Source organism: Pseudomonas fluorescens (assembly GCF_900215245.1).
Lineage (GTDB): Bacteria > Pseudomonadota > Gammaproteobacteria > Pseudomonadales > Pseudomonadaceae > Aquipseudomonas > Aquipseudomonas fluorescens.
The window spans coordinates 1,911,716-1,924,947 of record NZ_LT907842.1; the positions used below are offsets into that span (position 1 = coordinate 1,911,716).

The 13,232-nt window shown below is 60.8% G+C and carries 15 protein-coding genes; 10 read left to right on the forward strand and 5 right to left on the reverse strand.

Annotated elements, in window-relative coordinates; all coding sequences use genetic code 11:
• Positions 1-52: 52 nt before the first annotated feature.
• Complete coding sequence (locus tag CPH89_RS09050; RefSeq protein WP_053258620.1) at positions 53-799, reverse strand: LytR/AlgR family response regulator transcription factor; 747 nt, start codon at positions 797-799, stop codon at positions 53-55.
• 503 nt (positions 800-1,302) lie between these two features.
• Here CPH89_RS09050 and argH point away from each other — a divergent pair.
• The gene (gene argH / locus CPH89_RS09055; protein WP_053258621.1) at positions 1,303-2,697 is read left to right on the forward strand and encodes an argininosuccinate lyase; all 1,395 of its coding nucleotides are present in this window, start codon (positions 1,303-1,305) and stop codon (positions 2,695-2,697) included.
• A 98-nt stretch (positions 2,698-2,795) separates the two neighbouring features.
• On the opposite strand, the gene CPH89_RS09060 is transcribed toward argH, so the two are convergent.
• On the reverse strand, positions 2,796-3,455 hold the full coding sequence (locus CPH89_RS09060; RefSeq protein WP_053258622.1) for a glutathione S-transferase family protein: 660 nt from the start codon (positions 3,453-3,455) through the stop codon (positions 2,796-2,798).
• A gap of 126 nt (positions 3,456-3,581) precedes the next feature.
• Between CPH89_RS09060 and CPH89_RS09065 the strand changes: the two genes are divergently transcribed.
• From CPH89_RS09065 to CPH89_RS09075, 3 genes are all read left to right on the forward strand, one after another.
• The gene (locus tag CPH89_RS09065; RefSeq protein ID WP_053258623.1) at positions 3,582-3,866 is read left to right on the forward strand and encodes a hypothetical protein; all 285 of its coding nucleotides are present in this window, start codon (positions 3,582-3,584) and stop codon (positions 3,864-3,866) included.
• 152 nt (positions 3,867-4,018) lie between these two features.
• Positions 4,019-4,273 carry a TIGR02647 family protein gene (locus CPH89_RS09070; protein WP_053258624.1) on the forward strand — a complete coding sequence of 85 codons (255 nt, stop codon included), beginning with the start codon at positions 4,019-4,021 and terminating at the stop codon, positions 4,271-4,273.
• 169 nt (positions 4,274-4,442) lie between these two features.
• Positions 4,443-7,283 carry a class I adenylate cyclase gene (locus CPH89_RS09075; RefSeq protein WP_053258625.1) on the forward strand — a complete coding sequence of 947 codons (2,841 nt, stop codon included), beginning with the start codon at positions 4,443-4,445 and terminating at the stop codon, positions 7,281-7,283.
• Here CPH89_RS09075 and rnk read toward each other — a convergent pair.
• From rnk to cyaY, 3 genes are all read right to left on the reverse strand, one after another.
• The gene (gene rnk, locus CPH89_RS09080) at positions 7,280-7,690 is read right to left on the reverse strand and encodes a nucleoside diphosphate kinase regulator (protein WP_053258626.1); all 411 of its coding nucleotides are present in this window, start codon (positions 7,688-7,690) and stop codon (positions 7,280-7,282) included. The genes CPH89_RS09075 and rnk overlap by 4 nt on opposite strands.
• Positions 7,691-7,821: 131 nt before the next feature.
• Positions 7,822-8,040: a DUF1289 domain-containing protein gene (locus tag CPH89_RS09085; protein ID WP_010207446.1), complete on the reverse strand. Its 219-nt coding sequence runs from the start codon at positions 8,038-8,040 to the stop codon at positions 7,822-7,824.
• A gap of 2 nt (positions 8,041-8,042) precedes the next feature.
• Positions 8,043-8,390 carry an iron donor protein CyaY gene (gene cyaY, locus CPH89_RS09090; RefSeq protein WP_053258628.1) on the reverse strand — a complete coding sequence of 116 codons (348 nt, stop codon included), beginning with the start codon at positions 8,388-8,390 and terminating at the stop codon, positions 8,043-8,045.
• 238 nt (positions 8,391-8,628) lie between these two features.
• Between cyaY and lptM the strand changes: the two genes are divergently transcribed.
• From lptM to CPH89_RS09120, 6 genes are read left to right on the forward strand one after another with little or no spacing between them, the layout of a single operon-like run.
• Positions 8,629-8,790 carry an LPS translocon maturation chaperone LptM gene (gene lptM / locus CPH89_RS09095; RefSeq protein ID WP_073636688.1) on the forward strand — a complete coding sequence of 54 codons (162 nt, stop codon included), beginning with the start codon at positions 8,629-8,631 and terminating at the stop codon, positions 8,788-8,790.
• 9 nt (positions 8,791-8,799) lie between these two features.
• A complete protein-coding gene (gene lysA / locus CPH89_RS09100; protein WP_053258629.1) occupies positions 8,800-10,047 on the forward strand; it encodes a diaminopimelate decarboxylase in 1,248 nt (415 codons plus the stop codon).
• 3 nt (positions 10,048-10,050) lie between these two features.
• Entirely contained in the window at positions 10,051-10,881 is an 831-nt protein-coding gene (gene dapF / locus CPH89_RS09105; RefSeq protein ID WP_053258630.1) for a diaminopimelate epimerase, read from the forward strand.
• A 13-nt stretch (positions 10,882-10,894) separates the two neighbouring features.
• A complete protein-coding gene (locus CPH89_RS09110) occupies positions 10,895-11,611 on the forward strand; it encodes a DUF484 family protein (RefSeq protein ID WP_053258631.1) in 717 nt (238 codons plus the stop codon).
• A 2-nt stretch (positions 11,612-11,613) separates the two neighbouring features.
• Positions 11,614-12,513, forward strand: coding sequence for a tyrosine recombinase XerC (gene xerC / locus CPH89_RS09115; protein WP_053258632.1), 900 nt, complete (start codon positions 11,614-11,616; stop codon positions 12,511-12,513).
• Positions 12,510-13,205 (forward strand): HAD family hydrolase, encoded by a 696-nt coding sequence (locus tag CPH89_RS09120; protein WP_053258633.1) that lies wholly within the window; start codon positions 12,510-12,512, stop codon positions 13,203-13,205. The genes xerC and CPH89_RS09120 overlap by 4 nt, the downstream gene beginning before the upstream one ends.
• The last annotated feature ends 27 nt before the right edge of the window (positions 13,206-13,232 follow it).

The following is a 13,232-nucleotide window of genomic DNA, read 5'->3' on the forward strand; positions in this document are numbered from 1 at the left end:
CTGGCCACATCGCACCGGGATAAGGTCTGCAGACTTCGCCACAGCCCTCGGGCTACAGCTGCTGCATCATCTTGCGTACGCCAGCGACATGACGGCGGCTGACGATCAAGGCATCGCCATTGAGCCCTTTCAGGAATAGCTGAAAATGGCCCAGCGGCGTGCGCTGCAAACGCTCAATTCGCTCACGAGCCACCAGTGCGTTGCGGTGAATGCGCACGAAGCGGTCGCCAAACTCATCCTCCAACGCCTTGAGCGGCTCATCGAGCAATACTTCGCCTGCCTCGTGACGCAGGGTCACGTACTTGTGGTCGGCAATAAAATAGACCACCTGGCCCAGCGGTATCAGCTCAATGCCTTTGCGGGTCCGCGCGCTGATGTGGCTGCGCGGCCCATTGCCGCTCTGGGCAGCTGGCTGGGTCAGCGCAGCCAATTGGACGCGGTTGGGGCGCTCGGCCTTTTTCAGGGCCTTGAGCAACGCTTCGCCAGTCGCCGGCTTGGCGAGAAAACTGACACCACTGGCTTCCAGCGTTTCCGCAGAAAACTCTTCCTGCGCAGCACACAACACCACGGCAGGCGGCGATTCTCGCTCACTCAGGCGGGCGGCGACTTGCAGGCCATCAAGGCCCGGCATGCGGATATCGAGCAGCACCACGTCAGGCTTGAGGCTGTCGATCAGCGTCAACGCCTCCTCACCACTGGTGGCGCTCGGTTCAAGGACTGTATAACCCTCGAGCTCATTGACCAAACGGCTCAGTCGCTCGCGGGCTTGGGGTTCGTCATCAACGATCAGGACATTCATATTGCGCTGGATTCCTGCGTGAGTCTCGCACAAGGATAGCGTAGACAGGTGCGGTGACTTGCGTCACAGCGATCCACGCTAAGACTAGCGCGAGCGGTAAAAAGTGCCCCGAGAGCGGCACCCAAATTCACCCGGACCTGTTCAGTTGCGCCCAAAACCTGCTGCCTATGGGCATTGCCGTAGGGTTTGCTGATACACAATCCGAATACCCCCCTTTTTTAATGGATAGCCTGGGATATGACCACATCACCAAACTTTGGTGCATTCATGCTCTATCAGTGCAACTGTAGACGCTCGCTGAGACGATATTGTTCGATCGTCAAATATCCTTTCAATTAACGCCTGCCTTCAGTCTCGTCCCGGATGCGTTCGGCGGCAAGGCACTTAGCCATCCTTCGCACAAATAAAAATGCCGACCACCCGCAGCACCGCCTCCACGGGCAACCCTGTTATTATCGGCGGCACACCTCCACGCCTCTTTTAAGCAGATCACGAGCGAATCCATGAGCACCGACAAGACCAACCAGTCCTGGGGCGGCCGCTTCAGTGAACCCGTCGACGCCTTCGTCGCCCGCTTCACCGCCTCCGTCACCTTCGACCAGCGCCTGTACCGCCACGACATCATGGGCTCGATCGCCCACGCCACGATGCTGGCCAAGGTCGGCGTGCTGACCGACGCCGAGCGCGACAGCATCATCGATGGCCTGACCACCATTCGCGGTGAGATCGAGGCCGGCACGTTCGACTGGCGCGTCGACCTGGAAGACGTGCACATGAACATCGAGGCCCGCCTCACCGATCGTATTGGTGTGACCGGCAAAAAACTGCATACCGGTCGCAGCCGTAACGACCAGGTGGCCACCGATATTCGCCTGTGGCTGCGCGATGAAATCGACCTGATCCTCGCCGAAATCACGCGCCTGCAAAAGGGTCTGCTGGAGCAGGCCGAGCGTCAATCGGACACCATCATGCCCGGCTTCACCCACCTGCAAACCGCACAGCCAGTGACCTTCGGCCACCACCTGCTGGCCTGGTTCGAAATGCTCAGCCGTGACTACGAGCGCCTGGTGGATTGCCGTAAACGCGCCAATCGCATGCCGTTGGGCAGCGCGGCACTGGCGGGCACCACTTACCCGATCGACCGCGAGTACACCGCTCAACTGCTGGGTTTTGACGCCGTGGGCGGCAACTCCCTGGATGGCGTATCGGACCGCGACTTCGCTATCGAATTCTGCGCCGCCGCCAGCATCGCGATGATGCACCTGTCGCGTTTCTCCGAAGAACTGGTGCTGTGGACCAGCGCGCAATTCCAATTCATCGACCTGCCGGATCGCTTCTGCACTGGCAGCTCGATCATGCCGCAAAAGAAAAACCCCGACGTGCCCGAGCTGGTGCGTGGCAAGAGCGGCCGTGTGTTCGGCGCGCTGATGGGCCTGCTGACGTTGATGAAGGGCCAGCCGCTGGCCTACAACAAGGACAATCAGGAAGACAAAGAACCGCTGTTCGACGCTGCCGACACCTTGCGCGATTCGCTGCGTGCGTTTGCCGACATGATCCCTGCAATCAAGCCCAAGCACGCGATCATGCGTGAGGCGGCCTTGCGTGGGTTCTCTACTGCGACCGACCTGGCGGATTACCTGGTGCGCCGCGGCCTGCCGTTCCGTGATTGCCACGAAATCGTCGGCCATGCCGTCAAATACGGTGTGGACACCGGCAAGGACCTGGCAGAGATGAGCCTGGAAGAACTGCGTCAGTTCAGCGACCAGATCGAGCAGGACGTGTTCGCGGTGCTGACCCTGGAAGGCTCGGTGAATGCCCGTAACCACGTAGGCGGCACTGCACCGGCGCAGGTCAAGGCAGCCGTAGCGCGCGGCCAGGCGCTGCTGGCCAGCCGCTAAACGCTTCACGAGCAAGCCCGCCGCCACCACTGACCAGGTTCCACTTGTGGAATGCAGTCGCATGTGGGGGCGGGCTTGCGCGCGAAGGCGTCACCGCACTATTTCTTCGCCGCAATCATCGCCATAAACGCTGGCATCGCCGCTTCCCTGTCCGCCGCCACCTTTTGTGCGTTGGGCAAGGCATGCAATCGCTCCAGCAGCGCTTTGGCCGCCGGCAACTCAGCCAGCAGATCCACGCCAAACAGCTTCTCGCCCACGCCACAGGCGAGGTTCACGCTGTACATGAAATACAGATCGGCAATCGTGAAGCTCTCCCCCGCCACGTAAGGCGCGAACTTGGCGTGTCGACCTAAAGACGCGATCCCCAACAGCAACTCGGCCTTGGATTTTTCCTTGATCGCATCCGGCACCGGCATACCGAAGAACGCCTCGGCGAAACAGGCGCGCGCGGGCAGCTCGATGTACAGCTCGATTTCCCTGCAGAACGCCAGCACCTGGGCGCGTTGATACGGGTCGGCCGGCAGCAACGAACGGCCCTCCTGGGTCTGCTCGATGTATTCGAGGATCACGCTCGTTTCGTTGATAAACCCCTGCTTCACGCCAAGAATCGGCACTTTGCCACGGGGGCTGACAGCAAGGGCTTCAGGCGTCTGGCTCGGGTAAAACGGTACTTCTTCAAACGGCAGGCCCTTCTCCATCAGCGCCAGTTTGACCATGTTGTAGTAGTTGCTGACCGAAAATCCGTAAAGCTTGAGCATTGCGAATGCCTCCAGGCCGGGTGTGGGGTTGGCTGCAGAAGTTATAGAGCGTCGCGACCGACCTGACCAGCAGCATCACCTGCCTGAATGGGGGTAGACTGGCGCCCTTTCCTTGAGGAGCCTGCCATGAGCGAGCCGACCGATATCGACAGCGACGAAGAAGAGTTCACCGAAAACACGCTGATCCAAGCCATCGAAAACCAGATCGAAAGCGACAATCCGCCTGCCGCCAAAGCCACGTTGAACAAGCTGACGCTGGTGGGTTACGAACGCGAAGAGATTCTGAACCTCATGGCTCACGTATTGGCCGTGGAAATCGACAAGATGCTGGACGAAGACCGCGCATTCAATACCGAATGGTACGAAACAGCGCTGCGGGCACTGCCGGAATTGCCACCGGAAAACGACTGAATCGAGCACCTTCGTGGCGAAGCAGCAGGCGTGCTCATCACAAAGGTGCGCCATATCAAGACCCACGACTTTCTCACTGGACAGCCCGGCAAAGTGCGTTCACCTTATGCCCTGCTAGCCTCTAATAAATTCTTAGAAAGTCTGGAGTCCTTATGTCGTATACCCCTGAGTTGGTTGCCGAACTGGAAATCCTTGCACTCTTCAACCTGGGCAGCTCCCAGGAAGGTCTGAAAGTCCACCAGACCGCCGCCCCCTCTGCCATCGCCGCCGCCAAACGCCTGTTCGAGAAAAAACTGATCGACCAGCCGGACGGGGGCTACCTGACCAGCCTTGGCCGGGATGCTGCCGAACAGGCCCAAACCCTGTTGACCATTCTGACCACTGCCTCGACCAAAGAAGCCGCCTGACACCTCTTGACGCCCATGGAGTCCGCCCTTTGCGGATTCCGAGGGCGCTGCTGTTCAGCCGCTCAAAATTCTGACGCCAAAAACAATTTCCCTCTAAAACTCCTACGCTACTGGCTGTAAACTCCTACACGGCCGCCCATGTCGGGCCCTGCGAGCCACCGAGTTCTACATGACCCGCACCCATGAGATCCGCCCCGACCTGGACGAAGGCATCGACCGCAAGGTGCTGGCTCAATTGCGCGCACGCTTCATGGCCCTCAATGAAGGCCGCATGGCCCGGGCCGTCGAGGGGCTGACACCACGCCAACAAAGCGTGCTGACCCTGCTGCCGCTGTTTTTTCACGTCAATCATCCGCTGCTGCCCGGTTATGTGTCGGGCAGCACGCCGGCCGGGCTGTCGAACTTCGAACCTGACGCCCAAGCCCTCACTGAAGCCCAACGCCTGACCCGCTCGTTCTCCTACAAGGCACGCCATGGCAACCCGCCGCAGCCGATCCACGGGCTGTTTTTGATGGGCAGCCTCGGCACCCTGGCTCAGGCAGACCAAAGCGATATGGACGTGTGGGTATGCCACGCGCCCGACCTGGGCGAAAACGAGCTGGCTGAGCTGCGCAAAAAGTGTCAGTTGCTGGAAGCCTGGGCCCTGACCATGGGCGCCGAGGCGCATTTTTTTCTGATCGAGCCGACACGCTTTGTGCTGGGTGAACGCGACACACAATTGAGCTCCGACGACTGCGGCACCACGCAGCATTACCTGCTGCTGGACGAGTTCTACCGCACCGCAATCTGGCTCGCCGGGCGCACGCCGATCTGGTGGCTGGTGCCGGTCTACGAAGAAAGTCGCTACGCCGAGTTCACCCACGCACTGATTTCCAAGCGCTTTATCCGCGCCGATGAAACCCTCGACCTTGGTCACCTGGCCCACATCCCCCCCGGCGAATTCATTGGCGCCGGGCTGTGGCAACTGTTCAAAGGCATCGAGTCGCCCTACAAGTCGGTGCTCAAGCTGCTGCTGACCGAGGTTTACGCCAGCGAACACCCGCACGTGCATTGCCTGAGCCTGCGCTTCAAACGCGCGGTGTTCGCCAATCAGATGGATCTGGATGAGTTGGACCCGTACATCGTGGTCTACCGCCGCATCGAGGAACACCTTAAGGCGCGTAACGAGCCCGAACGCCTGGAACTGGTACGGCGCGCGCTGTACCTGAAGGTCAACCTCAAGCTCAGCGCCGGCCAACGCAGCACCAGTTGGCAGCGCTTGTTACTGGAACGCCTGGCCCATGAATGGGGCTGGGACCAGCGCCAACTGGCCCTGCTGGACAGTCGCAGCCAGTGGAAAGTGCGCCAGGTCGCCTCCGAACGCCGCGCGCTGGTCAATGAGCTCAATTACAGCTACCGCTTTCTCACCCAGTTCGCTCGCACCGAGCAGACTGTCAGCCTGATTAACAAGCGCGACCTCAATGTGCTGGGCCGGCGCTTGTATGCGGCGTTTGAGCGCAAGGCCGGCAAGGTCGAGTTCATCAACCCCGGCATCGCCCCGGACTTGGCCGAAGACACCCTGACCCTGGTGCAATCGCCCAACCGCAAGGAGCCCGGCCAGCACCACTGGGGCCTGTACAACGGCAACCTGACGGCACTGGAATGGGAGCACTTTGCGCCGATCAAACGCAGCCGCGACCTGCTGGAAATGCTCACCTGGTGCCACCGCAACGGCGTGATCGACAGCAGCACGCGCCTGGCACTGCACCCGGGCGTCAGTGACATGACCGAATTCGAGCTGTTCAACCTGTTGGGCAGCCTGCAACAGACCATCGCCCTGCCGTTGACCAGCGTCGATGAAGATCGCCTGTTGCGCCCGGCCGTGCCGGAAGACGTGTTGTTGCTGATCAACGTCGGCGTTGACCCGCTCAAGCATCACCGCGACCTGAATATCGTGATGACCACCGAGCGTACCGACTCCTTGAGCTACGCCGGCGTGCGCGACAATTTGGTGCTGACCCTGGACCAAGTGACGCTCAACAGCTGGAACGAGGTGATGGTCAGCCGCTACGACGGCCCCCACGCATTGCTCGACTGCCTGCGTGACTACCTCAACCAACTGCCGCCGGACCATTTGCCACGGCTGCGGGTGCGCTGCTTCTGTCACAACCGTGCGCAGTTCATTGCCCAGCGCGTGGAAGAAATCTTCGACACGGCGCAGAGCCTGCTGCTGGGTCAGTCCAATCACCGCTACCTCCTGCAAGTGCAGCAGCACTATCACGTGATGGAGCTGAGCCCAGGCCAGGCCACCCATGTGTCGCTGCCGACCCAGGACGCGCTGATCGCGTACCTCAGCGAAGAACTGGCCAGCTACAGCCCGCTGCACCTGGACGCCATGGCCCTGGAAGACCACGACCTGGCGCTGCTGTTACCCATGGGCCTGGCCGATTGTGTGCAGGTGTTCTACCGCGTCAATGAAGGCTTCGCCGAGCTGTATGTGCTGGATGAGTTCAATGCGCTGTGGCAGCAGCGCCAGCCGTTTCATGACGAACAAAGCCTGTTGGCGCCGTTGCAGCGTTTTCTGCAATCGATCATCTACCGCCGTGAAGCGCTATCACCGCTGGATACGCCACAGACGCTGGGTGAAGTGCAAACTTTGTATTACCAACTGTTGCCGTCCGGCAGCCATCGCGCCCGCAGCATCGAGCCGCGGCCCGCCCCTCAAAACCCGGTCAATAAACCGTTTTATGACGTGCAGGCGATTATCGGCAAAGCGGCGCACGGCCAGGTAGGTATCACCCTGTACTGCAATCAGCGGGAGTTTTGCGAACTGGAGTTTGGCGACCAGTTGTTTGCAGTGGTCGCCCAGGAAATCGTCGGGCAGCGTCGGGAGACCGAGCGCTACCGCTGCTACATCACCGACCTGGACCTGTCGGGCCTGCTCGGTGATGTGCAGAGCCCGAGCAACTTGTATCTGCGCTACAAGGCCGAGCTGGAGCTGTCGCTCAATAAAGCGTTGAACCAGGTTTAGAGCGGGAAGGCGCCGCCATCTTTGGGCTGGCCTTCGACGCTGAGCAATTCAAGCTTGAGGGTCTTGCCACCGGGAGCTGGCCAGTCGATGTGCTGACCGACCTGCAAACCCAGCAAGGCGCTGCCGACCGGAGCCAGAATCGAAATCTTGCCTTCATCGGCATTCGCATCCTTGGGATACACCAAGGTCAGGTGACGCTCCTTGCCGCTGCTTTCTTCACGGCAATGGACACGGGAGTTCATAGTCACGACGTCTCCCGACACTTCATCGTGGCCGACTGTTTCTGCGCGGTCGAGTTCGGCTTGCAACGCTTCGACGCCGGGAAACTCATCGCCCAGGCGGTCGATCAGTTGCTCAAGACGCTGCACGTCAAGACGGGTGAGGATGATGGAAGGTGCGGTGGTCATGATTCAGGCAGACTCCTTTTTTCTGCACAAAAAAGCAAAACCCCGCCAGGAAAAGGCGGGGTTCTCACGGACCTCGATGATTTGAGGTGTACCCGGACACTACCACAGCGTCACAAATAAACAAGGCGGCCTCAAGCGCGCGCCCTGCGCTGCTCGGCCTCGGCACAGATCAGGCGGCGCCGGGCGTCGTCGGCAGAGCGCCATTCACGGATGTCTTCCACATGGCGGAAGCAGCCGAGGCAGACTTTTTGCTCGTCCAGACGACACAAACTGATACAAGGTGACGGCACCGCCGGGCTGACATTGCTGAACAACGGCTTTGGCGGGCGTACAGGTGCAGGCTGGGTCACAATCAATTCTCGTCGGGGTTCAGCTCATCGAAGCTCAGCTCGACGCCGGCCTGCTCCTGCGTGAGGCGCGCGAGCATTTCGCTGAGCAGCTCATCACTGGTATCGCACTGCCAGTTGTTGTCTTCTTCGTTGAAGTCGAAGTGAAAACCACCCGAACGGGCTGCCAGCCACAACTGACGCAGCGGTTCCTGGCGACTGAAGATCAGTTGAGTGCCGTTCTCAAACTTGACGGTCAGCACGCCGGCCGAGTTTTCCAGGTCCACATCCAGGCCGCTGTCGTCGAAAATATCTTCCAGCGTCTGCTGGGTCGAATCCACCAGGTCGTGAAAACGGGCTTCGGTCAAACTCATTGTGGCAACCTCAAAAGTGTCTGGTTTTGCTCAAGCGCCGCACGATACGGGCGAGCCCCGCTGATTGCAAAGGATACCGAGTTCATTACCGATGACAGTATGAAATATCCTCGACCAGCGTAGCCTGCTTCCCAACTATCTCGGCAAACCCCCGCCGGACGGGTATTCCGGCGCATAGGCAAGCTGGCGGGTGGTCGGTATACTCGGGCGCAATTAATGCATATTCAAGGATTTCGCCATGAAGCGCCTGATCTCTTCCCTTGCTGCGCTCGTCGCGGTCGCTTGCCTCGTTAGTGCCTGTGGTCAAAAAGGTCCGCTGTACCTGCCCGATGACAGCAAAGACCCCAATGACCAAGCGCAAACGTCGCAATCCAAAGCGCACAAGCACGACATCTATTAAGGGAAACTCATGGACGCTTTTAACTACCGGGACGGCGAGCTGTTCGCGGAAGGCGTGGCGCTGTCCGCGATTGCCGAGCGCTTTGGCACCCCGACCTATGTGTATTCCCGTGCGCACATCGAAGCCCAGTACCGTTCTTTCACCGACGCTCTTAACGGCGTTCCACACATGGTGTGCTACGCGGTCAAGGCCAACTCCAACCTGGGCGTATTGAATGTCCTGGCGCGCTTGGGCGCTGGTTTCGACATCGTCTCCCGTGGCGAGCTGGAACGTGTGCTGGCTGCCGGCGGCAAGCCTGAAAAAATCGTGTTCTCCGGCGTCGGCAAGAGCCGCGAAGACATGCGCCGCGCCCTTGAAGTCGGCGTGCATTGCTTCAACGTTGAGTCCACCGACGAGTTGGAGCGCCTGCAGGTCGTCGCGGCCGAGATGGGCGTTCGCGCGCCGATCTCCCTGCGCGTCAACCCGGACGTCGATGCCGGCACCCACCCGTACATTTCCACCGGTCTCAAAGAGAACAAGTTCGGCATCGCCATTGCCGACGCCGAGGACGTGTACATCCGTGCCGCGCAATTGCCGAACCTGGAAGTGCTGGGCGTCGACTGCCATATCGGCTCGCAGCTGACCACCCTGCCTCCGTTCCTGGACGCCCTCGACCGCCTGCTGGCGCTGAGCGAGCGCCTTGGCGAGTGCGGCATCTACCTGCAACACATCGACCTCGGTGGTGGTGTGGGCGTGCGTTATCGCGATGAAGAGCCGCCGCTGATTGCCGACTACATCCAGGCCGTGCGCGAGCGCACCGAAGGCCGCGGCCTGACCCTGATGTTCGAGCCGGGCCGTCATATCGTCGCCAATGCCAGCGTCCTGCTGACCCAGGTCGAATACCTCAAGCACACCGAGTACAAGGATTTCGCCATCGTCGATGCGGCGATGAACGACCTTATTCGCCCGGCGCTCTATCAGGCCTGGATGGATGTGACTGCGGTCAAGCCACGTACTGGCGAAGGTCGCAACTACGACATCGTCGGCCCGATCTGCGAGACCGGCGACTTCCTGGCCAAGGATCGTCAACTGGCCCTGGAAGAAGGCGACCTGCTGGCTGTGCATTCGGCCGGTGCCTACGGGTTTGTCATGAGTTCCAACTACAACACTCGCGGGCGTGCCGCCGAGGTGCTGGTGGACGGTGATCAAGCGTTTGAAGTGCGTCGCCGCGAGACGGTAGCCGAGTTGTATGCTGGCGAAAGCCTGCTGCCGGAGTAAGCCATGCTGCTGCGTTTTACCAAGATGCACGGGCTGGGCAATGATTTCATGGTTCTCGACCTGGTCAGCCAGCACGCGCACATCCTGCCCAAGCACGCTAAACAATGGGGCGACCGTCACACCGGCATCGGCTTCGACCAATTGCTGATCGTTGAGGCGCCGAGCAACCCGGAAGTGGATTTCCGTTACCGGATCTTCAACTCCGACGGTTCCGAAGTGGAACAGTGCGGCAACGGCGCGCGCTGCTTCGCGCGCTTTGTGCTGGACAAACGCCTGACCGCCAAGCGGCAGATTCGCGTCGAGACCAAGAGCGGTGTGATCGAGCTGGATATTCGCAGCGACGGCCAAATCAGCGTCAACATGGGCGAACCACGCCTGGTGCCGGCGGATATTCCGTTCCTGGCCACCGAGCAGGCCACCCGTTATGCAGTGGATGTCGATGGCAAGATTGTCGACCTGGCAGCCGTGTCCATGGGCAACCCCCACGCCGTCCTGCGGGTCAACGACATCAATAACGCCCCCGTGCATGAGCTGGGGCCAAAGATCGAACATCACCCGCGCTTTCCGGCACGGGTCAATGTGGGCTTTCTGCAGGTGATCGACCGTTCCCGCGCGCAACTGCGTGTATGGGAACGCGGCGCCGGTGAAACCCAAGCGTGCGGCACCGGTGCTTGCGCCGCCGCCGTCGCCGCGATCAGCCAGGGGTGGATGGATTCGCCGCTGCTGATCGACCTGCCCGGCGGACGCTTGTCCATCGAATGGGCAGGCCCTGGCCACCCGGTGATGATGACCGGGCCGGCCTCGCGCGTATACGAAGGACAGGTCCGTCTATGAGTGAGCCAAGCTAATGACCGATAAGCCTCAAGTACCCGCCGAAACGTCCCCGAGCGAAAGTCTGGAGGCCGCTGCTGTCGCGGCGTACCTTGAGGCTAACCCGGACTTCTTCGTCGAACACGAAGAACTGCTGCCCGCCCTGCGCATCCCCCACCAGCGCGGCGACACCGTCTCGCTGGTGGAGCGCCAGATGAAGATCCTGCGCGAGCGCAACATCGAAATGCGCCACAAGCTCTCGCACCTGATGGACGTGGCCCGCGACAACGACCGTCTTTTCGACAAGACCCGTCGCCTGATTCTTACCCTGATGGATGCCACCAGCCTCGAAGAAACGGTCATTGCCGTGGAAGACAGCCTGCGCCAGGACTTCCAGGTGCCGTTTGTGAGCCTGATTCTGTTCAGCGACAACCCGATGCCGGTGGGTCGCTGGGTCAGCGGCGGCGAAGCACAGACGGCAATCGGCGGCCTGCTCTCCGAAGGCAAGACCATCAGCGGCACCCTGCGCGAGCATGAGCTGGACTTTTTGTTTGGCGCTGAACAGCGCAAGCAGATCGGCTCGACCGCTGTGGTTGCCCTCAGCCATCAAGGCCTGCATGGCGTATTGGCCATCGCCAGTCGTGACCCTCATCACTACAAAAGCTCGGTGGGCACGCTGTTTTTGACCTATATCGCTGAAGTGCTGGGCCGGGTCCTGCCGCGCTTTACCACTGCCTTGCGCGCGGTGCGCTAGCCATGGACAGGCAACTGGACGCTTACTGCGCTCACCTGCGCAACGAGCGCCAGGTGTCGCCCCATACCCTGGAAGCCTATCGACGGGACTTGAACAAGGTCCTGGCGTACTGCGAAAAGCAACAGATCGCCAGCTGGAAGGCCCTGGATATCCAGAGCCTGCGCAGCCTGATTGCGCGCCTGCACCAGCAAGGCCAATCCTCGCGCAGCCTGTCCCGTCTGCTGTCGGCGGTGCGCGGCCTCTATCATTACCTCAACCGCGAAGGCCTGTGCGACCACGATCCGGCCAATGGCCTGGCCCCGCCCAAGGGCGAGCGACGCCTGCCCAAGACCCTGGACACCGACCGCGCCCTGCAATTGCTCGATGGCGCGGTGGAGGATGACTTCCTCGCCCACCGCGATCAGGCGATCCTGGAGCTGTTCTATTCCTCTGGCCTGCGCCTGTCGGAGCTGACCGGCCTGAACCTCGATCAGCTGGACCTGGCGGACGGCCTGGTGCAGGTGCTCGGCAAGGGCAGCAAAACCCGCGTACTGCCGGTGGGCAGGAAGGCCCGTGAAGCCTTGCAATTGTGGCTACCGCTGCGCCTTTTGACCAACCCGGCGGACGATGCGGTGTTTGTCAGCCAACAAGGCCGCCGCCTGGGGCCACGCGCGATTCAATTGCGGGTCAAGGCCGCCGGCGAGCGTGAGCTGGGGCAGAACCTGCACCCACACATGCTGCGGCATTCCTTTGCCAGCCATATGCTGGAGTCGTCCCAGGACCTGCGCGCCGTGCAGGAACTGCTCGGCCACTCCGACATCAAGACCACGCAGATCTACACCCACCTCGACTTCCAACACCTGGCGACGGTGTATGACAGTGCCCATCCACGGGCCAAACGCATCAAGGGCGGCGACTCATGAGTATCAAGCTGATCACCTTCGACCTGGACGACACGCTCTGGGACAACGTACCCGTCATCATCAGCGCCGAAGCGTCGATGCGTGAATGGCTGGCGACCCATGCTTCCAAGGTCGGCGATTTACCTCTCGAGCACTTCGCGAGCCTTCGCCAGCAGGTACTGGAGCGCCATCCTGAACTCAAATATCGGATCAGCGTGTTGCGCCATCGGGTGCTGATGCACGCCTTTGAAGAGGCCGGTTATCCACAGCCAGAAGCCACGCAGATGGCTGATGTGTGCTTTGAAGCGTTCATTCACGCACGCCACCAGCTCACGGTGTTTCCCGAAGCTGAACCGATGTTGCAAGCCCTGCGCGAGCACTTCCTGCTCGGGGTTATCACCAACGGCAATGCCGATGTGCAGCGTGTGGGCCTGGCCGACTACTTTCACTTTGCCCTGCGCGCCGAAGATATCGGTATCGCAAAGCCTGATGCGCGCCTGTTTCAGGAAGCCTTGCAACGCGGTGGGGTGAGTGCCAGTCAGGCGGTGCATATTGGCGATCACCCTGGCGATGACATCGCCGGGGCGCAGCAGGCAGGGCTTCGTGCGGTGTGGTTTAACCCGACGGGCAAGGCGTGGGAAGCGGATAAGCGCCCGGATGCGGAAATTCGTCGCTTAAACGAGTTGCCGCCGTTGCTTCGCAGTTGGCAGTAACGCCATAGCGGCAGCCCTTTTGTTCTG